General features: G+C 34.9%; 25 protein-coding genes and 1 pseudogene. 20 read left to right on the top strand and 6 right to left on the bottom strand.

The features are described 5' to 3' along the window. Positions 1 to 34 precede the first annotated feature (34 nt). Positions 35 to 1,132 carry a M24 family metallopeptidase gene (locus GW534_RS10120; RefSeq protein ID WP_161920896.1) on the bottom strand — a complete coding sequence of 366 codons (1,098 nt, stop codon included), beginning with the start codon at positions 1,130 to 1,132 and terminating at the stop codon, positions 35 to 37. 154 nt (positions 1,133 to 1,286) lie between these two features. Between GW534_RS10120 and GW534_RS10125 the strand changes: the two genes are divergently transcribed. Continuing rightward, on the top strand, positions 1,287 to 1,967 hold the full coding sequence (locus GW534_RS10125; RefSeq protein WP_161920897.1) for a metal-dependent hydrolase: 681 nt from the start codon (positions 1,287 to 1,289) through the stop codon (positions 1,965 to 1,967). Positions 1,968 to 2,020: 53 nt separating this feature from the next. Here the strand turns inward: GW534_RS10125 and GW534_RS10130 are convergent, their stop codons facing one another. Beyond that, entirely contained in the window at positions 2,021 to 2,320 is a 300-nt protein-coding gene (locus GW534_RS10130; RefSeq protein ID WP_161920898.1) for an AzlD domain-containing protein, read from the bottom strand. Between the two features lie 65 nt (positions 2,321 to 2,385). On the opposite strand from GW534_RS10130, the gene GW534_RS16460 reads away from it, so the two are divergent. The 6 genes and pseudogenes from GW534_RS16460 (at position 2,386) to GW534_RS10155 (ending at position 5,444) form a co-directional block, all read left to right on the top strand. Next, positions 2,386 to 2,553 (top strand): hypothetical protein, encoded by a 168-nt coding sequence (locus GW534_RS16460; protein WP_246204077.1) that lies wholly within the window; start codon positions 2,386 to 2,388, stop codon positions 2,551 to 2,553. Positions 2,554 to 2,574: 21 nt separating this feature from the next. Beyond that, positions 2,575 to 2,898 (top strand): annotated as a pseudogene (locus tag GW534_RS16465) (LysR family transcriptional regulator substrate-binding protein); the annotation flags it as partial. A gap of 104 nt (positions 2,899 to 3,002) precedes the next feature. Then, a complete protein-coding gene (locus GW534_RS10140) occupies positions 3,003 to 3,203 on the top strand; it encodes a helix-turn-helix transcriptional regulator (protein WP_161920899.1) in 201 nt (66 codons plus the stop codon). Then, complete coding sequence (locus GW534_RS10145; protein ID WP_161920900.1) at positions 3,200 to 3,655, top strand: DUF3278 domain-containing protein; 456 nt, start codon at positions 3,200 to 3,202, stop codon at positions 3,653 to 3,655. The genes GW534_RS10140 and GW534_RS10145 overlap by 4 nt, the downstream gene beginning before the upstream one ends. 100 nt (positions 3,656 to 3,755) lie before the next feature. Further along, complete coding sequence (locus GW534_RS10150; RefSeq protein WP_161920901.1) at positions 3,756 to 3,995, top strand: hypothetical protein; 240 nt, start codon at positions 3,756 to 3,758, stop codon at positions 3,993 to 3,995. 135 nt (positions 3,996 to 4,130) lie between these two features. Then, positions 4,131 to 5,444: a DRTGG domain-containing protein gene (locus GW534_RS10155; RefSeq protein ID WP_161920902.1), complete on the top strand. Its 1,314-nt coding sequence runs from the start codon at positions 4,131 to 4,133 to the stop codon at positions 5,442 to 5,444. Positions 5,445 to 5,455: 11 nt separating this feature from the next. Here GW534_RS10155 and GW534_RS10160 read toward each other — a convergent pair whose 3' ends face one another. Beyond that, complete coding sequence (locus tag GW534_RS10160; RefSeq protein ID WP_161920903.1) at positions 5,456 to 5,752, bottom strand: YtpI family protein; 297 nt, start codon at positions 5,750 to 5,752, stop codon at positions 5,456 to 5,458. Between the two features lie 115 nt (positions 5,753 to 5,867). On the opposite strand from GW534_RS10160, the gene GW534_RS10165 reads away from it, so the two are divergent. Continuing rightward, entirely contained in the window at positions 5,868 to 6,824 is a 957-nt protein-coding gene (locus tag GW534_RS10165) for a DHH family phosphoesterase (RefSeq protein ID WP_161920904.1), read from the top strand. Positions 6,825 to 6,992: 168 nt separating this feature from the next. Here the strand turns inward: GW534_RS10165 and ytrI are convergent, their stop codons facing one another. Beyond that, positions 6,993 to 7,499 (bottom strand): sporulation membrane protein YtrI, encoded by a 507-nt coding sequence (gene ytrI, locus GW534_RS10170; protein ID WP_161920905.1) that lies wholly within the window; start codon positions 7,497 to 7,499, stop codon positions 6,993 to 6,995. Continuing rightward, positions 7,496 to 7,828 carry a YtrH family sporulation protein gene (locus GW534_RS10175; RefSeq protein ID WP_161920906.1) on the bottom strand — a complete coding sequence of 111 codons (333 nt, stop codon included), beginning with the start codon at positions 7,826 to 7,828 and terminating at the stop codon, positions 7,496 to 7,498. Before GW534_RS10175 ends, ytrI begins: the two co-directional genes overlap by 4 nt. Before the next feature lie 257 nt (positions 7,829 to 8,085). Between GW534_RS10175 and dnaE the strand changes: the two genes are divergently transcribed. The 8 genes from dnaE to GW534_RS10215 all read left to right on the top strand — a co-directional run bounded on the left by dnaE (position 8,086) and on the right by GW534_RS10215 (position 18,840). Beyond that, complete coding sequence (gene dnaE / locus GW534_RS10180) at positions 8,086 to 11,430, top strand: DNA polymerase III subunit alpha (protein WP_161920907.1); 3,345 nt, start codon at positions 8,086 to 8,088, stop codon at positions 11,428 to 11,430. 143 nt (positions 11,431 to 11,573) lie between these two features. Beyond that, positions 11,574 to 12,800 carry an NAD(P)-dependent malic enzyme gene (locus GW534_RS10185; protein ID WP_161920908.1) on the top strand — a complete coding sequence of 409 codons (1,227 nt, stop codon included), beginning with the start codon at positions 11,574 to 11,576 and terminating at the stop codon, positions 12,798 to 12,800. 20 nt (positions 12,801 to 12,820) lie between these two features. Further along, a complete protein-coding gene (locus tag GW534_RS10190; protein ID WP_161920909.1) occupies positions 12,821 to 13,447 on the top strand; it encodes a FadR/GntR family transcriptional regulator in 627 nt (208 codons plus the stop codon). A gap of 65 nt (positions 13,448 to 13,512) precedes the next feature. After that, positions 13,513 to 14,373 (top strand): acetyl-CoA carboxylase, carboxyltransferase subunit beta, encoded by an 861-nt coding sequence (gene accD / locus GW534_RS10195; RefSeq protein WP_161920910.1) that lies wholly within the window; start codon positions 13,513 to 13,515, stop codon positions 14,371 to 14,373. Then, a complete protein-coding gene (gene accA, locus GW534_RS10200) occupies positions 14,373 to 15,347 on the top strand; it encodes an acetyl-CoA carboxylase carboxyl transferase subunit alpha (RefSeq protein ID WP_161920911.1) in 975 nt (324 codons plus the stop codon). The genes accD and accA overlap by 1 nt, the downstream gene beginning before the upstream one ends. 310 nt (positions 15,348 to 15,657) lie before the next feature. Further along, positions 15,658 to 16,617: a 6-phosphofructokinase gene (gene pfkA, locus GW534_RS10205; RefSeq protein ID WP_161920912.1), complete on the top strand. Its 960-nt coding sequence runs from the start codon at positions 15,658 to 15,660 to the stop codon at positions 16,615 to 16,617. A 21-nt stretch (positions 16,618 to 16,638) separates the two neighbouring features. After that, positions 16,639 to 18,399: a pyruvate kinase gene (gene pyk, locus GW534_RS10210; RefSeq protein WP_161920913.1), complete on the top strand. Its 1,761-nt coding sequence runs from the start codon at positions 16,639 to 16,641 to the stop codon at positions 18,397 to 18,399. Between the two features lie 54 nt (positions 18,400 to 18,453). Beyond that, positions 18,454 to 18,840: an FxsA family protein gene (locus tag GW534_RS10215; RefSeq protein ID WP_161920914.1), complete on the top strand. Its 387-nt coding sequence runs from the start codon at positions 18,454 to 18,456 to the stop codon at positions 18,838 to 18,840. Between the two features lie 184 nt (positions 18,841 to 19,024). Here the strand turns inward: GW534_RS10215 and ytvI are convergent, their stop codons facing one another. Beyond that, a complete protein-coding gene (gene ytvI / locus GW534_RS10220; protein ID WP_161920915.1) occupies positions 19,025 to 20,134 on the bottom strand; it encodes a sporulation integral membrane protein YtvI in 1,110 nt (369 codons plus the stop codon). A gap of 612 nt (positions 20,135 to 20,746) precedes the next feature. Here ytvI and citZ point away from each other — a divergent pair. The 4 genes from citZ to pnpS all read left to right on the top strand — a co-directional run bounded on the left by citZ (position 20,747) and on the right by pnpS (position 25,949). Beyond that, positions 20,747 to 21,859: a citrate synthase gene (gene citZ, locus GW534_RS10225; RefSeq protein ID WP_161920916.1), complete on the top strand. Its 1,113-nt coding sequence runs from the start codon at positions 20,747 to 20,749 to the stop codon at positions 21,857 to 21,859. Positions 21,860 to 21,966: 107 nt separating this feature from the next. Continuing rightward, positions 21,967 to 23,235, top strand: coding sequence for an NADP-dependent isocitrate dehydrogenase (gene icd / locus GW534_RS10230; RefSeq protein WP_161920917.1), 1,269 nt, complete (start codon positions 21,967 to 21,969; stop codon positions 23,233 to 23,235). Between the two features lie 243 nt (positions 23,236 to 23,478). Beyond that, positions 23,479 to 24,192, top strand: coding sequence for a response regulator transcription factor (locus GW534_RS10235; RefSeq protein ID WP_161920918.1), 714 nt, complete (start codon positions 23,479 to 23,481; stop codon positions 24,190 to 24,192). Beyond that, the gene (gene pnpS / locus GW534_RS10240; RefSeq protein WP_161920919.1) at positions 24,189 to 25,949 is read left to right on the top strand and encodes a two-component system histidine kinase PnpS; all 1,761 of its coding nucleotides are present in this window, start codon (positions 24,189 to 24,191) and stop codon (positions 25,947 to 25,949) included. The genes GW534_RS10235 and pnpS overlap by 4 nt, the downstream gene beginning before the upstream one ends. Positions 25,950 to 26,081: the final 132 nt, after the last annotated feature.

Genomic DNA, 26,081 nt, shown 5'->3' on the forward strand with positions numbered 1-26,081 from the left:
TAAATTTGTGAGTTATTATTTGTTGTAATATTTTTTATGAAATAACTTGTAATTCTTTCGGGTATTTTGTTAAAACTTCCGCACCGTCTTTTGTAATTAAAATATCATCTTCGATTCGCACGCCAACCTTATTCGGTATATAAATACCTGGTTCAATTGTATAAACCATTCCTGGTTGTAACACAAGTTGATTTGTTTCCGTAACCGATGGGTACTCATGAATGCTGATGCCAAGACCGTGACCTAAACGGTGAGTAAAATACTCTCCATAACCTGCATCACTAATAATGTTTCGTGCCGTTTGATCAAGTTCTGCACATGTAATCCCTGGTCTTGAAGCATCAACTGCTGCTAGTTGTGCTTGTAAAACAGTTTCATACACTTTCCGACTTTCTTCACTTACATCACCAAAGGCAACAGTCCGGGTGATATCGGAACAATAACCTTCGTATATAACTCCTAAATCAAAGAGAACGAAATCGCCTTTTTTCACCTTTGCAGCACCTGGTACACCGTGTGGAGAAGCCGCTTTTGCTCCAGCTAACACAGTTGTATCAAAGGACATTTTTTGTACGCCTTTTTTCTTCATTTCATATTCAATTGCAGCAACGATTTCTAACTCGCTAATGCCTTCTTTAATCGCATTGACACCAACTTCTATAGCATAATCCGCTAGTTCACAAGCTTTGCGAATCTGTTCGATTTCATCTTCATCTTTAATTGTACGAAGTAGATTCAATTTTTCTTCAGCAGAAATAAATTGGGCTGAAGGGTATGATTTTAGTACAACTTCATAACGTTCTACGTTCATATGCGTTTTTTCAACAGCAATTTTATTCACTGTGCTAACTCGTTTTTGAATTTCAGCGTTAACTTTTTCCCAAGGATTTTCTGTATCTTGATAGCCGATTATTGTTTGTCCAAAACCAGCCGCTCGAGCTGTTTCGACTTCCATTTGGGGACAGACTAAAAACGGTTCCTCATTTTGGAAAAGGACAATGGCAAGTAAGCGCTCGTGGGGATCACTAAAAAATTTACTGAAATAAAACACATTTTCTGAAGAAGTAAGGATAGCCGTATCAATATTTTCCTCAACTAACCAATTTTGAAAAGCTTTTATACGCTTTTGCATGAAATCACCTCTAATAAATTTTCGTATGTATTGATACAGAAAGAGTAGCATTTTGTGACAAAAAAGTAAATATTTGTAAGGTGAAGCAGGAAATGGTACAAATAATATTGAAGTAACCAATTATTAAAACTGGAAAGAAAGGGGAAGTGAACGAATGAAAATTTCATATCACGGTCATTCCGCTGTGAAAATTGAAACGAATGGAAAAACGATTTTAATTGATCCTTTTATTACAGGAAATTCTCTTTCTGATTTATCAGTTGAAACAGAAAGCCCAGATTACATAATTCTTACCCATGGACATAGTGACCATGTTGGCGATACTGTAGAACTTGCGAAAAAGAAAGATGCTCTTGTAATCTCAATGGTTGAATTAGCGACTTACTTAAGTTGGCAAGGTGTTAAAACTCATGGTATGAACTTAGGTGGTTCTTTCGAGTTTCCTTTTGGTAAAGTAAAACTTACGCAAGCGTTCCATAGTACAGGTTTAGAAACTGGTGAACAAGATATTCTTTATTTAGGTATGCCAGCTGGGGTAATTTTAGAAATTGAAGGAAAAACAATTTACCATGCAGGAGATACAGCACTATTTTCAGATATGAAGTTAATTGGTGAAAGACATAATATTGATTTAGCATTCCTACCAATCGGCGATAACTTTACGATGGGACCAGAGGATGCGGCTTATGCAGCAAAACTAATAAATGCAAAAACAGTTGTACCAATTCATTACAATACATTCCCAGTAATTAAACAAGATCCTCATAAATTTGTAGAAATGCTAGAGCAAGGTAATGGTAAAGTAATGGAAGTTGGCGAATCAATCGAATTTTAATAGACTAAAGACCTTTGTAAAGATTTTTTACAAAGGTCTTTTTGTGTGAAAACTTAGTAGACAAATAATTCAACAATAAACACAGATAGACAAGCAAAGATGGCAACTTGGAATAAGTTGCCGCCGAAATAGGAAAGTAGTAAGGCGACAATGAATCCGATTAAGGTTGACCAAGTTGAACCTGTCGCATCTAATATCATAACAGCTAATGTAACGTACGGCACGTAATGTAAAAATGATTTAATGAATTGATTTTCAATTTTTTTACGAATTAACGTAAGTGGTAGGACACGAATTAAATATGTTACCGCGGCCATGACGAATATATATAAATAAATCTTTATGCTATTCATTAGAATCTTCCTCCTTTACAGGGAAGAATAGAGCTGCTAAACCGGAGATTACTACTGTTAGTACTATGATTTTAAGTCCCGAAGAAATCTCATTTAACCCTGGAATAATATCGAATACAAAACTAGATAGCATCGAAATCGTAATAATACTCGTTAATGCAACGAAGGATTTAGAAACAATTCCACTAACGAAAGATGAAATGTTAGCAGTTTTACCTACGAATCATCCTTAAGTAAATGACGAAACTGTATCATTAATTCAATTAGCGACCGAATCTTATACTTTGTTGGAGGAAGGGCATTTAAATGAGCCGTTAGAGTTTTTTAAACAGCATCAATTACAACCAAATATTCAATTTCGAGTCCATGATGACTACACAATTATGGCGATGGTAGAAAACGGATTAGGGATTTCGGTTTTACCTGAATTAGTTTTGAAGCGGGTGAATTATCAGCTTGTTAAAAAGAAAGTAACACCACCCGTGACAAGAACGATCCGTATTGCTTATAAAGATAAACGAATTTTACCGATTGCCAGCCGTCATTTTATCGATTTTTTAATAGAAAGATTTAAATAATAGCCTGCTGTTTGATTTCAGAAAATTCGTTGACAACATTCTTCTAGAGAATGTAATATATATATTGCGAATGTAATTTAAAATTTGCATTGTTAGGAGGAATTATGAAAAATAATGTGAAATTAGCCCGAATTAAAAGATCGATGACCCAACAAGAGTTAGCAGATAGAGTTGGCGTAACAAGACAAACGATTGGGTTAATTGAAAAAGGTGAATATAACCCGAGCCTAAAACTTTGTGTTGCGATTGCTAAGGAATTAAATAAAACTTTAGATGAATTGTTTTGGGAGGTCGAGTCCGATTGAGAACTTGGTTAGCTTTTTTATTACCAAAAGATGAGTATAAGCGAAATAGGATTATCTACTTTTTCGCAGAAGGCGGTATCTTGTTGTTTCTTTCTCTTATCATCATGATTGTTATACATAACTTTATTACTTTACCTGTAGAATTAGTTATGCTTATTGCTGTCGTAGTTTTTTCTTTTTACGTGTTTGGAAGATATATATTTTCGGGAATTGAATATGCGGATGTAGCAACGGAAAAAGCTTATAAAAAAGAGATAAAAAATATTTTAGTAAAAACTAGTATTTTTCTATTGTTATTTTTTATTGGGACTATCATGATTATTGGATTACCGAGTAGTATACACAATTGGTTCGATACTTTATTTCTAGCGATATTAACAGGCTTCCTTTGGTTTATTACTAGTTTTGTTTCTTTAAAACGATCTTATAAGAAAAATAAAGAATTATTATAAGAACTCTATGGTACTCATCGTATAGTTTTCTAATTATTAAATACTTTTTTTCCCCTGGACAACATATAATGATAGAAATGAAATGTTGGAGGGGGAAAATATGCGACGGAATCGTTATATTTTATGTTTATTAATTTGTGGAGCACTGTTATATTTTGCATTGCCTCGTTTAAATTTGCACGGGAATGGTTTAGAAACATACTTTGCCTGGTCATGGCTCGCATTTTTATTTATTGCCATTGCAGGGAATTTGGTAGCGATTTTATACACACCTGTAACAAAACAGTATAAACAAAAGAAACAAGTACAGATAAAAAAACAGTTACGATCTTATGATTAATTTAGTGAGAAAAAGTTCTATAATATCAAGGTTTAGCACGAAAATTATTAAAAAAATAGTGAAAAGTTTTAAAGGATTAAAGAAAACTGTTATAATACTGTTAAGATAAAGAAGAATAACAGTAGGTGAAAAGTCGTGATAACGAAACATGAGCAAATACTGAAGTATATTGAAGATTTACCGGTTGGAGACAAAATATCTGTACGACAAATTGCGAAAGATTTAAATGTAAGTGAAGGTACTGCATACCGTGCGATTAAAGAGGCGGAAAATAAAGGGTTTGTTAATACGATTGAACGGGTTGGTACCATCCGTATTGAACAGAAGAAAAAGGAAAATATTGAGAAACTAACCTTTGCGGAAATTGTCAACATTGTTGATGGACAAGTTTTAGGCGGAAGAAATGGGCTTCATAAAACACTAAATAAATTTGTCATCGGTGCGATGGAAGTTGAAGCGATGATGCGGTACACCGAAGCTGGCAACCTACTTATTGTCGGAAACCGTGTGAAAGCCCAAACTCAGGCTCTTCAACGGGGTGCTGCTGTCCTCATTACCGGGGGATTTGATGCGGACGACTCAGTTAAAAAATTAGCCGATGAATTGGAGCTTCCGATTATTTCAACGAGCTACGATACATTTACAGTTGCGACAATTATAAACCGGGCAATTTTTGACCAATTAATTAAAAAGGAAATATTACTCGTTGAAGACATTGTTAGACCTCTTAAGAACACTTTTTATTTAAAAACAAACGATACAGTAGCAAGCTGGTATGAACTGAATGAAAAATCAAGACACACTCGATTCCCAGTAGTCGATAGTAAAATGAAAGTCGAAGGTATTGTTACTTCAAAAGATGTCATCCATCAAGATCGGGACAAAACACTTGAAAGAGTAATGACGAAAAATCCGATTACGATTACCCCAAAAGCAAGTGTTGCTACTGCATCACATATTATGATTTGGGAAGGGATAGAACTCCTCCCTGTTGTTGATGACTATAATCGTTTAACAGGCATTATTACTCGTCAAGATGTTTTAAAATCACTTCAAGTCCTTCAGCGTCAACCCCATGTAGGAGAAACGATTGATAATATTGTTACAAATCATATGAACTTAAAGGAAGAAAACGGAGACGAACAAGTATACGAGTTTGAAATTACGCCACAAATGACGAATTATTATGGTACGATTTCTCACGGTGTATTTACGACGGCTGTCATTGATGCGGTAAACCGCAAATTCCGTTCCATTAAACGGGGTGAATTGGTTGTTGAAAATATGAATGTATTTTTCTTAAAACCGGTTCAAATCGAACATGTTATGGAAATTCATCCGAAAATACTCGATCTCGGTCGCAAATTTGGAAAAGTTGATGTCGAAGTATACAGCAATGGCTATATGGTAGGAAAAGCCATGTTAACATTCCAAATTATAGATCGATAAACGTAATTTTTTTACATTTGTTCTCTTTCTTTTAAAATGTGTGGTAAGTAAAATTTATACGCTTTAAAGCCTGTATAAATACTAAAACCACCAATTATAATAAAAATTATCCCTATTATAACGGTTACAGTCGTTTGCGTTATAAAGATTCTATTGATGCCAAAAAAGAATACGAATAACCCTAGGGCTATCGAAGATTTAGCAGATAGCCATTTTTTTTCAATTTCCTTTTTCGTTTTGAAAAATTTAATTTTATAATATACATAAGCAGCTAGTGAAAATACGATAATGACAATGAATACGGGCATCTTTGATCACTCCAAATATTATTTTTTAATATTTTACCGATAAATTTAGAAAAATACTACTATAATGATTATTAGGGTAATAGAGTTTGATTTTTTACATAAAGGAGAAAAGCATATGAAACAAGCAATATTAGAAAAAATTAAAGAATATAAAACGATTATTATCCACCGTCATGTCCGTCCAGACCCGGATGCGTACGGTTCACAAGGCGGCCTTGCAGAGATTATAAAAACGAGTTTTCCAGAAAAACAAGTGTATGTCGTAGGGGACGATGAAGTTTCATTACAATATTTAAATAAAATGGATGAGATTAAAAATGAAGTGTATGAAAATGCGCTTGTCATTGTATGTGATACAGCAAATCAAGAGCGGGTAAGTGATCAACGGTTTAATACTGGGGATTTTTTAATTAAAATTGATCATCATCCGAATGAGGATCCGTATGGAGATATAGTTTGGGTTGATACGACAGCAAGTTCCACAAGTGAATTAATATATGAGTTTTATTTATCTGGTAAGGATCAAGGACTTAAGCTTTCAACAAATGGGGCAAGACTTATTTTCGCTGGAATCGTGGGCGATACAGGTCGCTTTTTATATCCAAGTACGACAGAAAAAACGTTTACTTATGCAAGTGAATTAATTAAATATCCGTTTTCACGTTCGGAATTATACAGTCAAATGTATGAAACACCGTTAAGTTTAGCGAAGTTTCAAGGTTATTTATTGTATAACTTTACAATGGAAAAAGAAGGCGTTGCGAAAGTTGTGATTACAAAGGAACAACTTGAACAGTTTAATTTAAAACCACAAGAGGCATCACAACTTGTAAGTATTTTAGGAAATATTGCAGGGATTAAAGCTTGGGCGTTCTTTGTGGAAGAGGATGACAGAATTCGAGTAAGATTACGTTCAAATGGTCCGGTTATAAATGAAGTGGCGAAAAAGTATAATGGTGGCGGCCATCCACTTGCATCCGGCGCGACAATTTACTCTTGGGATGAAGTGGATAAAGTAATGGAGGGTCTAGAAAAAGCGTATCAGGAATATATGAAGAACAGTCTTAATTGATATTGTTAAAAATGGAAAACTTTGAGAATAAATATAAGAATTCGCGAAAGTGGCTGCGACTCCAACGGGATAAGCGTGAGTCTTGAGACCCCGCAACCGAGCTTGCGAGGTGAGGAGGCTCAAGCCACGCCCGTGGAAAGCGTCAGCCACTTTCGCGATAGTATATAATTAATCAGCCAAGGATAGTTCGAGTTCGATGATAACCGTGGTATAGAGGATAAATTTCGATACTTTTAGTTCATACTTCCGATCGCTAATTTCGATTTGTTTATTCTCAATTAATTTTATTAAAAGTGCACGATTGTTAAATAGCTCGTCTAAATTTTTTGCCAGGATTGTAGAATCAATTTCCTTTTTTATCGCTTCCTCAGCTTCGAATACACTTAACGGATCGATTTTATATTTACTAGCATTCGTAATTTTTACCGTAAAATCTTGAACAGTTAATAATTCTTTATTTTTTTCATTTAACTTTTTATAATCTTCTTGCCAAATATTTTTTTCCTTCTCTAAATTGGCGATTTGCTCTTGTTGTTTCCGAATCGTCGTAACTTGCTCTTCTTGCATCTCACCAAAAATATATAAAAACGTTAGCCAACTGATAATCGCACCGATGACAACTCCGACTATCATTCGTTGGAAATCTTTTGAACGGTAAAAACTTGGCATTCTCATGATAAATGCTCCTGCGTTAACCAATTAATTAATATCGCACCTGTTTGAGCACCTCCAAAGGCAGAAAGAATTAGAAAAATTTGTTTTACTAAACTATCCGTTTCACCTTCCATAAGACCTCTTTCAAAACTATAAACAGCATCAAAGGTCCCACCAATCGCTGCAACAATGGCCCAAATGCGTAAACTGTTTGCTAGCCGATATATTTCTGTTAAAGGAGGTTGTCCAGTTAAAAAGGCAGCTAATCCGCCAATTAATGATCCTCCAAGTAATACACCTAAAGCAATAAAAAAACTTTGTATAAAAGTTGGCACAAAAGCTTCTGTCATTATCGATCACACCCTTTACGAGGAAAAAGTTGGCTCGTCCTTATAACTAATTTATTGTTCATCATTTGTAAATATGAATAGAGTTTAGTTTGTTCTATATATCAATAAGGGAACATATGTGCTATAATGAAAATATAAGACTACGTGTAAATTATTTTGTGAAAAATTGATTCTGTATTTTTAAAAAGAAGTTAGACGCTAAATAAAGAACGCATAATTTATCAGTTGAAATATAAGAAAAGAACGGTGGGAAAATAATGCCAATTGTTCACCTACATACATTTAGTGCGTATTCACTTTTATCTGGAACGATGACACCTGAAAAGTTAGTGTTAGAAGCAAAGAAAAAAGGATACAGGGCAGTTGCCTTAACAGATCGAAATGTGTTGTACGGGGTTGTACCATTTTACAAAGCATGTCTTGCCAATGGTATTATACCAATTATCGGTTTAACAGTAGATGTATTAATATCTGAGGAAACTGAAACCTCTTACCCACTTATTTTACTTGCGAAAAACTTGCAAGGTTATCAAAACTTAATGAAAATATCGAGTGCCATTTTAACAAAATCACCAGAAGGAATTCCTTTAAAATGGTTACGGGCGTATCATCAAGGTTTATTTGCCATATCACCAGGCATAGAAGGAGAAATCGAAGGGTTAATACTTAATGGTCAAGTTGAAACAGCGATTGAGAAAGTAAAGTTTTATCAACAAATGTTTGAACCGAATTCCTTTTTCCTATCCATTCAACCGTTTAATTCCCGAGAAAACCACATTTTAATAGAAAACATCATGCAAATTAATAAGAAATTAAACATTCCAGTAGTAGCAACAAATAAAGCAATGTTTGCCAATCCGGAAGATTATGCAGCATGGAAAGCGTTAATTGCGATTCGGGAAAATGTAAATGTAGACGAATTACAAGAAGAAAAAATTGAACAAGAATACTACTTAAAATCAGCAAACGATCTTAAACAAGCTTTTATAAATCATTCAGAAGCATTAGAAAATACAACAAGAATTGCAACCGAATGTCACGTAGAGTTATCCTTTCATCAACAACTACTACCGAAATACCCTATTAAGGATCAAACGAGCGATGATTATTTAACAGCATTATGTTGGCAAGGTTTATACAACAGAGTTCCTCAACCAACGGAAGTTTACAAAAAACGGTTAGCCTATGAATTAGAAACAATTAAAAACATGAAATATAGTGATTATTTCTTAATTGTCTGGGATTATGTTCGATTTGCGAAAGAAAATGGCATTACCGTTGGACCGGGAAGGGGTTCTGCTGCAGGAAGCCTTGTTGCCTATTGTTTAAATATAACGGAAGTTGATCCGATCAAGTTTAATTTATTATTTGAACGTTTCTTAAATCCAGAACGGGTATCGATGCCGGATATTGATATTGATTTCCCAGACCACAGGCGGGATGAAGTAATTGAGTATGTTGCAAAAAAATATGGGGAAAACCATGTTGCGCAAATAATAACTTTCGGTACGTTTGCAGCAAAAGCAGCCATTCGAGATGCAGCTCGAGTCCATGGTTTAACGAATCAAGAAATTAGCCAACTAGCAAAAAGTATTCCGAATAAATTAGGGATTACGTTAGTGGAGGCTGTCAAAGAATCAAATGAACTCCAAAAACTAATTCAACATGAAAAAATTAAAACAATTTATGACATTGCTTGTAAGATTGAAGGATTACCAAGACATACATCAACCCATGCTGCCGGCGTCGTCATTAGTGACCGACCATTAATTGAACAAATCCCACTCCAAGAAGGTTCAGGAGAAGTGTTGTTAACCCAATATCCAATGGGGACATTAGAAGAAATCGGTTTATTAAAAATGGACTTTTTAGGTTTACGAAACTTGTCTTTAATCGAATCGATTTTAAAAAGCATTTACTATAAAGAAAAAATTAAAGTAGACTTGCAAAACATACCGATAAATGATGAAAAGACGTTTGCTTTATTACAGTCTGGTAAAACGACTGGGATTTTCCAATTAGAATCAGAAGGAATGCGGAATGTTTTAACGCAATTAAAACCGACGAATTTTGAAGATATCGTTGCCGTAAACGCCTTATATCGACCGGGTCCAATGGCAAATATTCCAACCTTTATTAGACGGAAACATGGGGAAGAAAAAGTTGTTTTTCCTCATCCGGATTTAACAGAAATTTTAAAACAAACGTACGGAGTTATTGTGTATCAAGAACAAATTATGCAAATCGCCTCAAAAATGGCAGGATTTTCATTAGGCGAAGCTGACCTATTACGAAGAGCCGTTTCAAAAAAGAAACGGGAAATCTTAGATCAAGAACGTAATCATTTTGTCCAAGGAGCCATAAAAAATGGTTACAATGAAAAGATCGCCAATGATATATATGACTTAATTGTCCGCTTTGCTGATTACGGATTCCCGCGAGGACATGCGGTTGCCTATAGTATGCTTGCTTATCAATTAGCCTATTTAAAAGCTCATTTTCCACTTTATTTTATGGCTAGTTTACTAACGTCTGTCATTGGAAATGAAGATAAAATTGCGAGTTACAGTCGAGAATTAAGACATTTAGGCTATACAATTAAAGCACCGTCTATTAATAAAAGTAGTTACCGGTTTGAAGTAGAAAATAATTGTATTCGTTTTAGTCTAACGGCCATTAAAGGTGTTGGGATCCAAGCGTTGAAGGAAATTGTCAATGCTAGAAAAGAAAAGCCGTTTACTGATCTTTTCGATTTTTGTCTTCGCGTACCTTTAAAAACAGTAAATCGGAAAACAATCGAAAACCTTATTTATTCCGGAAGCTTTGATGAGTTTGGCAAAGACAGGGCAACTTTACTTGCAACCGTCGATGTTGCGATTGATCATGCTCAGTTGATGAAGCCAGATGATCATCAGATGGACCTACAATTTTTCCAAAATTTAGGAATTCAACCGAAATATGTTGATGTTGAACCGATGCCGGTTAATTTAAAATTGCAAAATGAAAAAGAAGTATTAGGAATGTTTGTATCAGAACATCCAGCATCAATCAATCGGGAAATTTTCCAACTTCATGGGGCAATTTTTATTGATGATATAGAACGAATGAAACAAACTGTGAAAATTGCGGCCTATATTCAAGAAGAAAGAAGAATACGAACGAAAAAAGGCGAAGCGATGGCATTTCTCGAAATAAGTGATGAAACGGATGAAGTTTCAGCGGTTGCTTTTCCAGATGTATATAAAAAGTCGATGACCTTCTTAAAAAAAGGTGAAATCGTATTTTTAACCGGATATTTAGAATTAAGAAATGGGAATAGGCAATTTGTCATTCGTGAAGCCGTACATGAAAAAGAGCTCAAAGAACAAACAAGTAAAAATCGATTATATATTAAAATTACAGAGGATAGTCAAAGTCGAGAAACTATAAACAAATTCAATAGAATTTTGAAAAAAAATAAAGGAAATACACCAGTTATTTTATACTATGAGAAATATAAAAGGACTGTCCGCTTAAGAACAGAACAATGGATAAACGTTGATGAAGAACTTTTAAACACGCTACAAACCTTGTTTGGAACAGGCAATGTTGTACTCAAATAAAATTGTGTGCAGCATTGCCTTTTTTAAATTTATTAAATAAAACTTTACAAGCAATTTAGTTATGATATATTATTTTAACTATACTTCTGGTCAGACCACTTAGAAAGAGATATTATAAAATTATCCTTTAGGAGTGGAAAAAGATGAGTTTAAAGGAAGAAGCACTACAATTACATGAAAAGCATCGTGGGAAATTGGAGATCCGTTCCAAAGTTCCCGTCAAAGATGCAAAGGATTTAAGTTTAGCTTATTCACCAGGAGTAGCAGAACCTTGTAAAGTTATTGTTAATCGACCAGAGACTGTTTATGACTATACGATAAAGGGCAATACTGTAGGAGTGGTCTCTGACGGAACAGCTGTATTAGGGTTAGGGAATATTGGACCTGAAGCGGCCTTACCAGTGATGGAAGGAAAAGCGATTCTTTTTAAAAGTTTTGCAGGTATTGACGGAATCCCGATATGTTTAGACACTACGAATGTTGATAAAATTGTGGAAACAGTAAAAATATTAGCACCGAATTTTGGTGGCATTAACTTAGAAGATATTGCTGCACCAAATTGTTTTGAAATTGAAGAGCGGTTAAAGGCTGAAGTTGATATTCCAGTTTTTCACGATGATCAGCACGGTACTGCCATCGTCACATTAGCCGGTTTAATTAATGCACTAAAATTAACTGGTAAAAGTAAAGATGATATTAAAGTCATCGTTAATGGTGCTGGTGCAGCGGGAACTGCAATCATAAAATTAATGTATCATTATGGAATTAAAAATATTATTATGTGTGACACAAAAGGCTCTATTTATGAAGGTAGACCTTATCGAATGAACCCACTAAAAGAAGAAGTAGCGAAGTTTACGAATCCTGAAAGAAAAATCGGAAATCTTTCAGAAGTTATTCAAGGTGCAGATGTGTTTATTGGGGTATCCGCTAAAGGGGTATTGACAAAAGAAATGGTACAAACAATGAATAGTGATCCGATCATCTTTGCAATGGCAAATCCGGAACCGGAAATCATGCCAGAAGATGCAAAAGATGCTGGTGCAGCTGTTATTGGAACTGGTCGATCCGATTATCCGAATCAAGTAAATAATGTACTTGCATTCCCAGGAATTTTTAGAGGAGCGTTAGATGTTCGTGCAACCCAAATTAATGAAGAGATGAAAATAGCTGCTGTAAAAGCTATTGCGGGGTTAATCCAGGACGATGAACTTTCAAAGGATTATATTATTCCGAAACCATTTGACCCGAATGTTGCTCCAACAGTAGCAGAAGCTGTTGCTAAGGCAGCAATTGAAACAGGTGTTGCACAGAAAAAAATTGATCCCCGTATCGTTTTTGAGAGGACACAACAATTAGCTACGATATAGAAAAATAGAGAGTGAATAATATGGAGAACCAACATAGTCAGACAAAAGTTTATTTAAATATATTAGAGAAATTAAAAGAAATCATTCATCAAAAAAATCTATTGCCCGGCGACAAACTACCTTCTGAACGTGAATTAGCCGAAACATTAAATGTAGGGCGTTCAAGTGTCAGAGAAGCGTTACGGGCAATGGAACTGTTAGGGTTAATTGAAACGAGAAGAGGCGAAGGGACATTTGTCGGTCATTTTCATAAACATCGTCTAATCGAACTTTTAGGTTGGTTTGTTCTGCAAAGAGATCATGCAGAAGACGATGTAGTTGAAACGAGAAGAATGCTTGAGTATGCCTCGATTACTCAATTAATTAATAATAAAAGAAAAATTGATTTATCAAACTGGATTGATAATGAACAAATTAACAGATCTCACTTTTTCGAAAAACTAATTGTAGCCACAGAAAATGATTTATTAAACAAAATCTGGCGGGTATTATTAAATTTCGAAAAAACATTTGTGACAAAAACTGAAACAATATCAAGTGAAGCTTGTTTACAATTAGTGAAAGCTATTAATGATTCGAACGCTCATGAAGCGCTTTCGATTTATTTGAAATCCTTTACCGAACCAAACTCAACATTTGAACAATAATTGTTAGAAATAATAGTTTAAGGGAAATTAAGACTAGCTATGAATTTTTCAAGGGGGGTAGAACCTTGCTTAAAGATATCTTTACAAAAAACAAGAAAAAATATGCAACGATACCTGTAACACCTGCCAAAAGTGATGTGCCTGTAGGAATTATGACGAAATGTCCAGAATGTAAAAAAGCGATGTTTACAAAGGAATTAGAAAAGCATTTAATGGTATGTACTCATTGTGACCATCATTTTCCAATCGGAGCAATGGAACGCATACATATGGTTCTTGATGAAGGTTCCTTTATAGAACTTGATACAGAATTAGAGTCAACAAATCCATTATCTTTCCCTGGTTATATTGAAAAGGTTGAAAAAGATAAACAAAAGGCGAAAATTAACGAAGCGGTCGTAACAGGAACAGGTACGATTGATAATCGTCAAGTTGTCGTTGCTGTTATGGATTCGAATTTCCGAATGGGAAGTATGGGGTCCGTAGTAGGTGAAAAAATTAAGCGTGCCATTGAAAAAGCTGATGAATTAAAGGTGCCTTTTATTATCTTTACAGCTTCAGGTGGAGCAAGGATGCAAGAAGGTGTATTGAGCTTAATGCAAATGGCAAAAACAAGTGCGGCACTTAAAAGATTCAGTGATAATGGCGGGTTAATTGTTGTTGTCATGACCCATCCGACTACCGGTGGTGTTTCAGCTAGCTTTGCTTCTTTAGGTGATTATAACTTTGCTGAGCCAGGAGCATTAATCGGATTTTCCGGTCGAAGAATTATTGAACAAACAATCCGTGAAAAATTACCTGATGATTTCCAAACGGCTGAGTTCCAATTACAACACGGGCAACTTGATGCGATTATCCATCGTAAAGAAATGAAAGAAAAGTTATCTTTCATTGTGGAACTTCACTCCAATGGAGGTGAGGCGTAATGGCATTTGAACTAGAATTCGAAAAGCCGATTAATGATTTACGCAAAAAAATTGATGAATTAATAGATATTACAAAAAAAGCAGATGTTGATTTAACGTCTGAGATTGAAAAATTAGAAAAACGCTTACAAAACTTAGAAGATGAAGTATATTTAAATTTACAAGCTTGGGATCGTGTGCAAATTGCTCGCCATCCTAATCGTCCAACAACATTAGATTATGTCGAACAAATATTTGAAGACTTTTTCGAACTTCATGGCGACCGAGTTTTCGGCGATGATGAAGCGATTGTTGGCGGGATTGCTAAATATAAAGGAAGACCTGTTACGGTAATTGGTCATCAAAGAGGAAAAGATACGAAGGAAAATATTCGCCGCAACTTCGGTATGCCTCATCCTGAAGGTTATCGGAAAGCATTACGTTTAATGAAGCAAGCGGACAAGTTTAACCGTCCAATTATTTGCTTTATTGATACGAAAGGAGCTTATCCTGGTAAAGCTGCCGAAGAACGAGGGCAGAGTGAAGCAATTGCGCGAAACCTTTTTGAAATGGCAGGTTTTTCTGTGCCGATTATTTGTGTTGTAATCGGTGAAGGCGGAAGTGGTGGTGCATTAGGAATTGGTGTAGGAAACCATGTATTTATGCTGGAAAACTCCATTTATTCCGTTATTTCACCAGAAGGTGCTGCATCCATTTTATGGAAGGATGCAACACAAGCAAAACGAGCTGCTGAATCAATGAGAATTACAGCTGGCGATTTAAAAGAAATGGGGATTATTGATGGAATTATCCCAGAAGTAAAAGGTGGCGCCCATAAAAATATAGAAGAACAAGCAAAATTAATAGATATTGTATTAGAGAAGTCTCTAAATGAACTTTCCCAATTAACAAAAGAGGAATTAATCGATCAACGCTATGAAAAATATGCGAAAATCGGTGTCTACTTAGAAAAAGAAACTTCGGATGTTAAATGATTTTTTGCCGAAGTAGCCATATCTAGTTTATGAACGTGTCGATTGAGGATGCGTTCTTTTTTCTGTATATAACGTATAAATAGTTAAAAATTCAAAAGTTTACTGGAAAATGAGTTTTAATATTATGTGAAATGTTTAGGAATTTTTAAAGGATTAAAACTTTTACCATGAATACCCTTACATTCACAATTATGTCATATATTTTATTGAGTTCAGAAATTTATAATGGTATGTTATTTATGGGTCAAGTTAATTATTTAACAAAGTATAGTTCTGTAATCTCTCAATCTTTTAATAACGGGGTGATTAAATGGAGAAAATTGCTGTATTAACAAGTGGTGGAGATTCACCGGGAATGAACGCAGCAATTCGTGCTGTTGTTAGGAAGGGAATTTTCCATGGATTGGAAGTTTATGGTATATATAACGGTTATCATGGTTTAGTTAATGGAAATATAGCTAAATTAGAATTAGGATCCGTTGGTGATATAATTCATCGTGGCGGTACGATGCTACGCTCGGCACGATTACCTGAATTTACTGATGTTGAAGTTCAGAAAAAAGGTATCGAGCAATTGAAAAAGTTAGGCATTGAAGGTTTAATTGTTATTGGCGGTGATGGATCATACCGTGGAGCCGATGCCTTGTCAAAATTAGGATTTCCATGCATAGGAGTACCAGGGACGATTGATAATGATATTGTTGGAACTGAACTTACAATTGGGTTTGATACAGCATTAAACACTGCCATTAATGCAATTGACCGAATTCGTGATACTGCTTCATCCCACGAAAGAACTTTCGTTGTGGAAGTGATGGGACGAGATGCCGGGGATATCGCTCTTTATTCTGGTCTTGCAGGCGGTGCTGAAACGATTTTAATCCCTGAAGAGAATGAAAGTATTGATCATATTATAGAACGTTTAAATCGGGGTAAACTAAGGGGGAAAAAGCATAGTATTATTGTTGTAGCAGAAGGTGTCATGAGTGGTGTAGAATTAGCCGAAAAATTACGTGAGAGAATTGATTCAGATGTACGTGTATCTGTTCTTGGTCATATTCAACGGGGCGGTACACCAACTGCAAGCGACAGAGTATTAGCGAGTCGATTAGGAGCTCGCGCAGTTGAACTTTTATTGGAAGGTAAAGCTGGTAGAGCGGTTGGTATTGTAGAAAATAAAATTGTGGACAATGCCTTTTCAGATATTATTGATCAACCTCATAATATTGATCGGGGTATTATTCAATTATCAAAAGAATTATCAATTTAAATTAGCAGGAGGATTTTTTATATGAGAAGAACGAAAATTGTATGTACCATCGGACCAGCAAGTGAAAGTGTAGAAAAGTTAGTACAATTAATTGAAGCTGGTATGAATGTTTGCCGTCTAAACTTTTCACACGGTGACCATGAAGAACATAAACAACGCATTCAAAATATCCGCGAAGCTGAAAGAATTACTGGTAAATCTGTAGCACTATTATTAGATACAAAAGGTCCAGAAATTCGTACACACCAAGTAGAAAATGGTTCTATTGAATTAAAACAAGGAACTAACGTTATTATTTCCATGGAGGAAGTATTAGGTACTCCAGAAAAATTCTCTGTAACTTACAGCGGATTAATTGATGATGTCCATGTAGGTTCAAAAATTTTATTAGATGATGGTTTAATTGAACTTGAAGTTACTGATATACATAAAGATAAAGGTGAAATCGTTACTACAGTTTTAAATAACGGTACTTTAAAAAATAAAAAAGGTGTAAACGTTCCAGGCGTATCCGTTAATTTACCAGGTATTACAAAAAAAGATGCCGAAGATATTATTTTTGGAATTAGTCAAGGCATTGATTTTATTGCAGCATCCTTTGTTCGCCGTCCAAGTGACGTATTAGATATTCGTGAGCTATTAGAAAAACATAATGCGACTGATATTCACATTATCCCTAAAATTGAAAACCAAGAAGGTGTGGACAACATCGACGAAATTTTAGAGGTAAGTGACGGTTTAATGGTTGCGCGTGGTGACCTTGGGGTAGAAATTCCAGCCGAAGAAGTACCTCTAGTGCAAAAAATGTTAATTAAAAAATGTAATAAATATGCAAAACCAGTTATTACAGCGACACAAATGTTGGATTCTATGCAAAGAAACCCTCGTCCAACACGTGCGGAAGCTAGTGACGTAGCAAACGCAATCTTTGATGGAACAGATGCAATCATGCTTTCTGGTGAAACTGCAGCAGGTGCATATCCAGTAGAAGCAGTTAAAACAATGCATAACATTGCTCTAAAAGCAGAAAGTGCTTTAGATCATAAAGAAATTTTAAAAGAGCGTAGTAAAGAAACAGATCACAATATTACAGATTCCATTTGCCAATCTGTTGCCCATACTGTGATCAATCTAGATATTAATTCTATTATTACACCAACGGAAAGTGGTAGCACTGCACGTATGGTTTCCAAATACCGTCCAAAAGCACCAATCGTTGCAGTAACAAGTCATGAAAAAGTAAGAAATCAATTAAACTTAGTTTGGGGAGTTTATCCTCAATTAGGTTCACAAGCTTCATCAACGGATGAAATGTTAGATATTTCTGTATCAGCAGCATTACAAAGTGATATCGTGAAATATGGTGACACTGTAGTAATTACAGCTGGTGTACCAGTTGGTAAAGCAGGTACAACAAACATCATGAAAGTACACTCTGTAGGTAACTCTTTAGTTAAAGGACAAGGTGTTGGAAGAAAACATGCTGTTGGTAAAGTTGTAGTTGCGAAAAACGCTCAAGAAGCTCTAGATAAAGTGACAGAAGGCTCTGTTTTAGTGACTTATATGACAGACCGTGACATGGTTCCTGCTCTTGAAAAATGTAGTGCAGTTGTTACCGTTGAAGGTGGTTTAACAAGTCATGCAGCTGTAGTTGGTTTAAACCTTGGTAAACCAGTTGTTGTAGGCGTTGAGAATGCTTTTGAAATCTTCAGTGACGGTCAAGAAGTAACTGTCGATGCAAGCTCTGGTTTAATTTACGAAGGACGTAACCGTGTATTATAATTAGAGTAAATTAGGTTAGGTTGATAACAGTTTGAATAGTTGGCGGTGTTGCAAATGAAATATTTAATTCCAATATTTGTAGTATTTCCTGCATTAGAAATCGGTGTACTCCTATGGTCAGGTACGAAAATCGGTGTATTCAACACGGTGGTACTCATTATTTTGACTGGAGTTTTAGGAGTATTTTTTGCTCGTAAGCAAGGATTTGAAGTAATGCAGAAAATAAGGATGACAATGCAAAGTGGGCAACCACCTGGGGAAGTATTGCTCGACGGATTATGTGTTATGATCGGTGGAATTTTGCTTTTACTTCCAGGATTTATTTCGGATATCATTGGGTTAATATTTCTATTACCGCTAACAAGACTGTTAGTAAAGCCATATATGAAAAAGTGGTTTAAAAACCGTGCAAACCGAACGACAACTTTTATAATACGATGATTTTTAGGCAGGCTACGAGAAAGTAGCCTGTTTTTTTTGTGTTAGTATGGTGAAGACCGAAAATGGGGTAAAACAGAACCTGAGTTGTTTTTCGAACAGTGCGTTCATTGGCGAACGAGTGGGGCTAGTCTAATAACCGAAAACTATCTAACCAAAATGTTCCTATTACCAACTTACCACCACCCTAATCTCCCTTAATGTACAACCAAATACTTTTCAACACCTCTGTTTTATATAAAGTACTAATAATAACCGCTACTAATGGTCCAATAAAGAGCCCAAATAAACCAAACAACTGTAACCCGACAAATATTGATACTAAAGAAGCTAACGGACTAATCCCAATATTTGTAGAAACAATTTTCGGCTCCATTAATTGTCGCTGGACGATAATAATCAAATATAGGACAGCTAGTCCAATCCCAAGGTAATAATTTTCAACAATAAATTGATAACTAATCCATGGGATAAATACGATGCCTGTCCCAAGATAAGGAAGAAGATCGATGAGTCCGATAATAAAAGCAAGGGCTAACGCATATTCGACACGTAAAATTATTAAACCGACTAGCACAATTACTGCGGTAATCGTAATTAGTGTGAGTTGGGCGCGGAAAAATCCGAACAACGCTTTCCGTAATTCTAAGTAAACTTTCATCCCGCTTTGTTTAAAATGAATGGGCAAATATTTACCGCCCATTCTTTTTAGCTTGTACCAATCTTTGCTAATGAAAAACGTTCCTGCAATTGTAAAAATAAATACGGTTGCTGCATTAGGAAACCAGGAAATAAATGCAGGTATTTTCGTAAGTAGAGTTTGTAATAAATTAGCAAGCGTTCCTGCAATACTAGTTCCTAACTCATTGATTTTTGTCGTAATTGTTTCTTGTTGGTTATCCGGGAGGCTATTTAAGTAACGGCCAATCTCTTGGAAAAAAGGAATCACTGTTTTCGTCAACCAATCTTCAATAAAGCCGACTAAATGAAAAATATAATCTGGTAACGTTTCTTGAAAATAATTGGCGCCAGAGATTAACTGTGCGATAAGTAAAGTGAGTAAACTAGCAAGTAAACCGAAAATAAAGATAAGAACAATTAAAACAGCGATTACTCTCGGCAATCTAGCGTGGATTTGTAAAAAATTTACGATTGGATTCATGAAAAAGGCAATGATCCAGGCAAATAAAAATGGGTAAAGCAAGGAGGATAAGTAAAAACTAGCAATTATAGTAAAAACAATTAAACTAATAACAATGAAAAATCGTAATAAACGATTGAAGTGAATCGTATTCAAAAGTTTTCCTCCTTATCAATACTTATATTTACATTTTATTGTTCGGCTATTAATATAAAACTAGTAAACTAATTTTTTTTAAAAAATTGTTCGACAAAAACTGAAAAAGATATCTAAAATTCTACAAAAACTCTATTTTATAGAAAAAAACTATAAAAAAATAAATTTTTCATAAAAATGTAAACCCTTTCACAATCGTGAATAAGGCAGAAAATTATGGTGTTAGGCATAAAAATATTACATTATCAAAACATACTAAAAATATAGCGAAATAAAGTTTTTTTGAAAAAATAATATTCTATTCACATTTTCGTCACTTTCCATTCACAAAATAGATTTTTTTAGTTATAATAGTGTCAAAGAAACAAATAAAGAGATTATTTGGTTTTCTTTGAAAAAGATTTTGTAAGCATTTTCTTTCATGGTATACATGGTTTTAGGATATAATTTCTATGACTATTTTTTTCGATTATTTTGTCACAAATTATTGTGATTTTACAGAATAGGAAGAAATAGGTACATAATTGTGATATTATAATGCTTACGAAACAAAGGGGATAATTTTTTGAAAATTTTCTAAATAAAATAAGTAATATGAAAGGGGAATGTTACATGACAGCTACTAAAGGTTTGGAAGGAGTTATTGCCGCAAATTCATCTATCAGTTCAATTATTGATGACAAATTAACGTATGTGGGATATGATATTGACGATTTAACTGAAAATGCCTCCTTTGAAGAAGTAGTTTACCTACTATGGCATCGTCGTTTACCAAATAAAGTAGAATTAGAAGATTTTAAGATTCAACTAGCAAACAATGCAGAAATTCCAAATGAACTTATTGAACAATTAAAAGCATATCCAAAAGATGTTCACCCAATGGCAATTTTACGTAGTGCAATGTCTGTTTTAGGTTTATATGATGAAGAAGCAGACGATCAATCAGATGAAGCAAACTACCGTAAAGCAATCCGCATTCAAGCGAAAATTCCTACAGTTGTAACTGCATTTGCTAGAATTAGACAAGGTTTAGAGCCTGTCGCTCCACGTAAAGATTTAGGTTTTGCTGCTAACTTCCTATACATGTTAAAAGGTGAAGAGCCAGATGAAATTGCTATTGAAGCATTTAATAAAGCATTAGTATTGCATGCTGACCACGAATTAAATGCATCTACATTCACAGCACGTGTTTGTGTGGCTACATTATCTGATGTATATTCTGGTATTGCATCTGCAATCGGTGCGCTTAAAGGGCCTCTACACGGTGGAGCAAACGAGCAAGTTATGAAAATGTTAATGGAAATTGGTGACATTGAAAACGTAGAGTCCTATATTGAAGAGAAATTTGCGAATAAAGAAAAAATTATGGGATTCGGACACCGCGTATATCGCAAAGGTGATCCACGTGCTAAACACTTAAAATTAATGTCCGAAAAATTAACGAAATTAACTGGCGAGCCAAAATGGTATGAAATGTCAGTTAAAATAGAAGCACTAGTTCAAAGCAAAAAGCCGCTACCAGCAAACGTTGACTTTTATTCTGCTTCTGTTTACCATAGTCTTGGAATTGAACACGACTTATTTACATTAATTTTCGCAGTAAGTCGTACATCCGGCTGGTTAGCACATATTATGGAACAATATGAAAACAACCGTATCATCCGTCCACGTGCTGAATATGTTGGACCAGGTAAACGTGCATATGTTCCATTAGAAGATAGATAAAATGATAGTTTTGTTTGTACATTCTCAAAATATGAGAATTTACTAAATAGAAGGTTAGGAGAACTAGTTCTCCTAGCCTTTCACTACGAAGATGGAGGGAAAGATATATGACACAAGGTGAAAAAATTACAGTTACAAATGGGGTATTAAACGTACCAAACAATCCAATTATTCCTTTTATCGAAGGTGACGGTACAGGGCCAGATATTTGGGCTGCAGCATCCCGCGTTTTAGATGCAGCTGTAGAAAAAGCTTATAATGGCGAAAAGAAAATCGTTTGGAAAGAAGTTTATGCTGGTGAAAAAGCATTCAACAAAACTGGTGAATGGCTACCACAAGAAACTTTAGATACAATTCGCGAAAACATTATCGCGATTAAAGGTCCTCTTACAACACCAATCGGCGGAGGAATTCGTTCATTAAACGTTGCACTTCGTCAAGAATTAGATCTATTCGTATGTTTACGTCCAGTTCGTTGGTTTGAAGGTGTTCCTTCTCCAGTTAAACGTCCTCAAGATGTAGACATGGTAATCTTCCGTGAAAACACTGAGGATATTTATGCAGGTGTTGAATATCAAGAAGGTACTCCTGAAGTGAAAAAAGTAATTGATTTCTTACAAAATGAAATGGGCGTTAAGAAAATCCGTTTCCCTGAAACTTCAGGTATCGGAATTAAGCCAGTTTCGAAAGAAGGAACTGAACGTTTAGTACGTTCTGCTATCAACTATGCAATTAAAGAAGGAAGAAAATCTGTTACTCTTGTACATAAAGGTAACATCATGAAATTTACTGAAGGTGCGTTCAAAATCTGGGGTTATGAACTAGCGGAAAGAGAATTCGGCGATAAAGTATTTACTTGGGCTGAATATGATCGTATTAAAGAAGCAGAAGGTGTAGAAGCTGCAAACAAAGCTCAAGCTGAAGCAGAAGCTGCAGGTAAAATCATCATTAAAGATGCAATTGCAGACATCTTCTTACAACAAATTTTAACTCGTCCACGTGAGTTCGACGTCGTTGCTACAATGAACTTAAACGGCGACTATATTTCTGATGCACTAGCTGCTCAAGTTGGTGGAATTGGTATTGCTCCAGGAGCAAACATTAACTATGAAACTGGTCATGCTATTTTCGAAGCAACTCACGGTACTGCTCCAAAATATGCAGGACTAGACAAAGTTAACCCATCCTCTGTACTACTTTCTGGTGTGTTAATGTTAGAACACTTAGGTTGGAAAGAAGCTGCTGATTTAATTACTGCTTCTGTAGAGAAAACAATTTCTTCTAAAGTTGTAACTTACGACTTTGCTCGTCTAATGGAAGGTGCAACTGAAGTTAAATGTTCTGAGTTTGCAGACGAGTTAATTAAGAATCTATAATTCTTTTTTAAAAAACTAATTTGTGAAATAAAATATAAAATTGTCTTCACAAAGAGCTGTTCCGATAAGCGACAACAATTGTTGCTTGGAACAGCTCTTTTTTTATGAGTAATGGTATTGGAAGTTTTGGATGACAAAAATCGCCTTTATTATCGAATTCTTTTGTTTAAATCATAAGAATTGGTATAATGATATTAACTTGGATGAGTTTGGGGTTATTAAATTTATGGAGGAACCTGTCACATGAGTAAAAAAGTTTTAGTTGTTGATGATGAAGAGTCAATCGTTACATTGCTTGAGTACAATTTAAGTCAAGCGGGATATGAGGTAATTACAGCATACGATGGTGCAACGGGCTTAGAAAAAGCGAAGAATGAAAACCCTGATTTTATTGTACTTGATCTAATGTTACCTAAAATGGACGGGATGGAAGTTTGTAAAGAACTCCGAAACAATCAAATACATACACCGATACTTATGCTAACAGCAAAAGACGATGAAATTGATAAAGTTTTAGGGTTAGAACTTGGTGCTGATGATTACATGACAAAACCATTCAGTCCAAGGGAAGTTGTAGCGAGAGTAAAAGCGATATTACGGAGAACACAAAACTTTGTTAGTGTAAGTGCGAAAGAGGAAGAAGATTTTACAAAAATCCAAGTTGGTGACTTAGAAATTCTCCCTGAACAATATGAAGTGTATTTAAATGGGGAATTATTAGAGTTTACACCAAAGGAATTTGAGTTGCTCGTATATTTAACGCAAAATAAAGGTCGTGTTTTAACGAGAGATCAATTATTGAATGCGGTATGGAATTACGATTTTGCAGGGGATACTAGAATCGTAGACGTCCATATTAGCCATTTAAGAGATAAAATTGAAACGAACTCTAAAAAGCCCCAATATATTAAAACGATTCGTGGATTAGGCTATAAATTTGAGGAGCCGAAAGCATGAAAAAATTGCGCTTTAAATTTCAATTTGCGCTATTTTTACTTATTGTCATTGTTTTTATCGGTTTAGGTTTTAGCCTAGGCCAATTGTTTAAAAATCTATATTTAGAAACGTATCATAAACAATTTCAAAAACAAGGACATCTTGTTGCGCAACAAATTGAAAATTATGGTGGAATCGGCCACCTTAACGAATCTGATTTTAACCAAATACAGAGTATGATCGATACGAGAATTTCCATCCTAAATATGGATGGAAATATCATTTTCGATAGTGGAAAAGATAAAGATTTTTATTATAAACACGATGATGTCGTAACTGATATTATTAATTCTGTACATAAAGAGGAACATGGGATTAAACATATTGGCAGAGGTTTCCATATTACGTATTACTGGGAAATAATAGGTGATATTGAACAGCCAAATGGTATTTTAATTATGGCTACAGCTCATGATACGCTAAGGGAGGCGTACCAAAAGTTATGGTTAATCCTTTCTATTGTACTAACAATTGCTTTTCTCGTTATATTGTTGATTAGTTCACGTATCATTTCTAGTTTTACAAGACCTGTAGAGTCTGCGGTTAAAGCAGCAATTGAACTTGCAAAAGGAAACTATCACGCGAGAACATACGAAGATTACAATAGTGATTTTAGTATGTTAAATACGTCCATTAATATACTTGCCCGAAATTTACAACGAATTACGAAAGAACAAGAAATGCATAATGATCGTTTAATTACTGTTATCGAAAACATGGGAATTCCTTTAGTTTTAATCGATGATAAAGGATTCTTAAAAATGACGAACCAAATTTACAATGATGTGTTTCGGGTTACAGACGAAGAAGTTATTGGAAAAAACTATTTAGATGTTATCGAACATATTGAGATTAAACAGATTGTCGAGGAAGTCTTTTTAACGGAACAAAAAATTCGCAAACAAATTATCGTCCCAATTGGTATACACAGAAAACATTTTGAAGTTTATGGTGCACCGATTATTAGTTTTCATAATGAATGGAAGGGAATAGTTCTCGTATTCCATGATATAACAGATATTAAGAAGTTAGAACAAATCAGGAAAGACTTTGTTGCTAATGTTTCCCATGAGTTAAAAACACCAATTACGTCTATTAAAGGTTTTTCTGAAACACTATTAGACGGGGCAATGTATGATGAAAAAACATTAGAATCCTTTTTAAAAATAATTTTAAAAGAAAGTGACCGTTTAAAGTCACTAACCCATGATTTACTAGAACTCTCACGGATTGAACAAGAAGGATTTAAATTAAATATTGGTACTGTAAATTGTTTAGAGTTAATTAATGAGATTAAAGAATCGTTAAATAAAAAAGCTGATGATAAACAGATTCAATTAGAAGTACATGGTGAAGAGGTTGTAATTGAAGGGGATCAACCACGCCTACAGCAAGTCTTTGTCAACCTAATATCCAATGCGTTAGCCTATACGCCACCAAAAGGTAGAGTTGATGTTTATATTAAAGATTTGCAAGATGAGGTTGAGATTTCCGTAAAAGATACTGGGATTGGAATTAACAAAGAAGAGATTCCACGGATTTTCGAACGGTTTTACCGTGTTGATAAGGCAAGAAGTCGATATTCTGGGGGGACAGGATTAGGCTTAGCAATTGTAAAGCATTTAGTAGAAGCCCATCACGGAGAAATTTGTGTGACGAGTAAACAAGGGAAAGGTTCAACCTTTACTGTTAGATTGTTGAAAAAATTTCCAGATTAACAATATTTTTACATATCTTTACAACGCCTTTATACGAGGTTTACATGGGGTTGGTAAGATAACTTATGAAAACCCCATCATCCAAGAACTGGATGCTAAAAGGCGAAGTAACCCCACTTCGCCTTTTTCTAT

The organism is Pallidibacillus pasinlerensis (genome assembly GCF_009996845.1).
GTDB classification, from domain to species: domain Bacteria; phylum Bacillota; class Bacilli; order Bacillales; family Caldibacillaceae; genus Pallidibacillus; species Pallidibacillus pasinlerensis.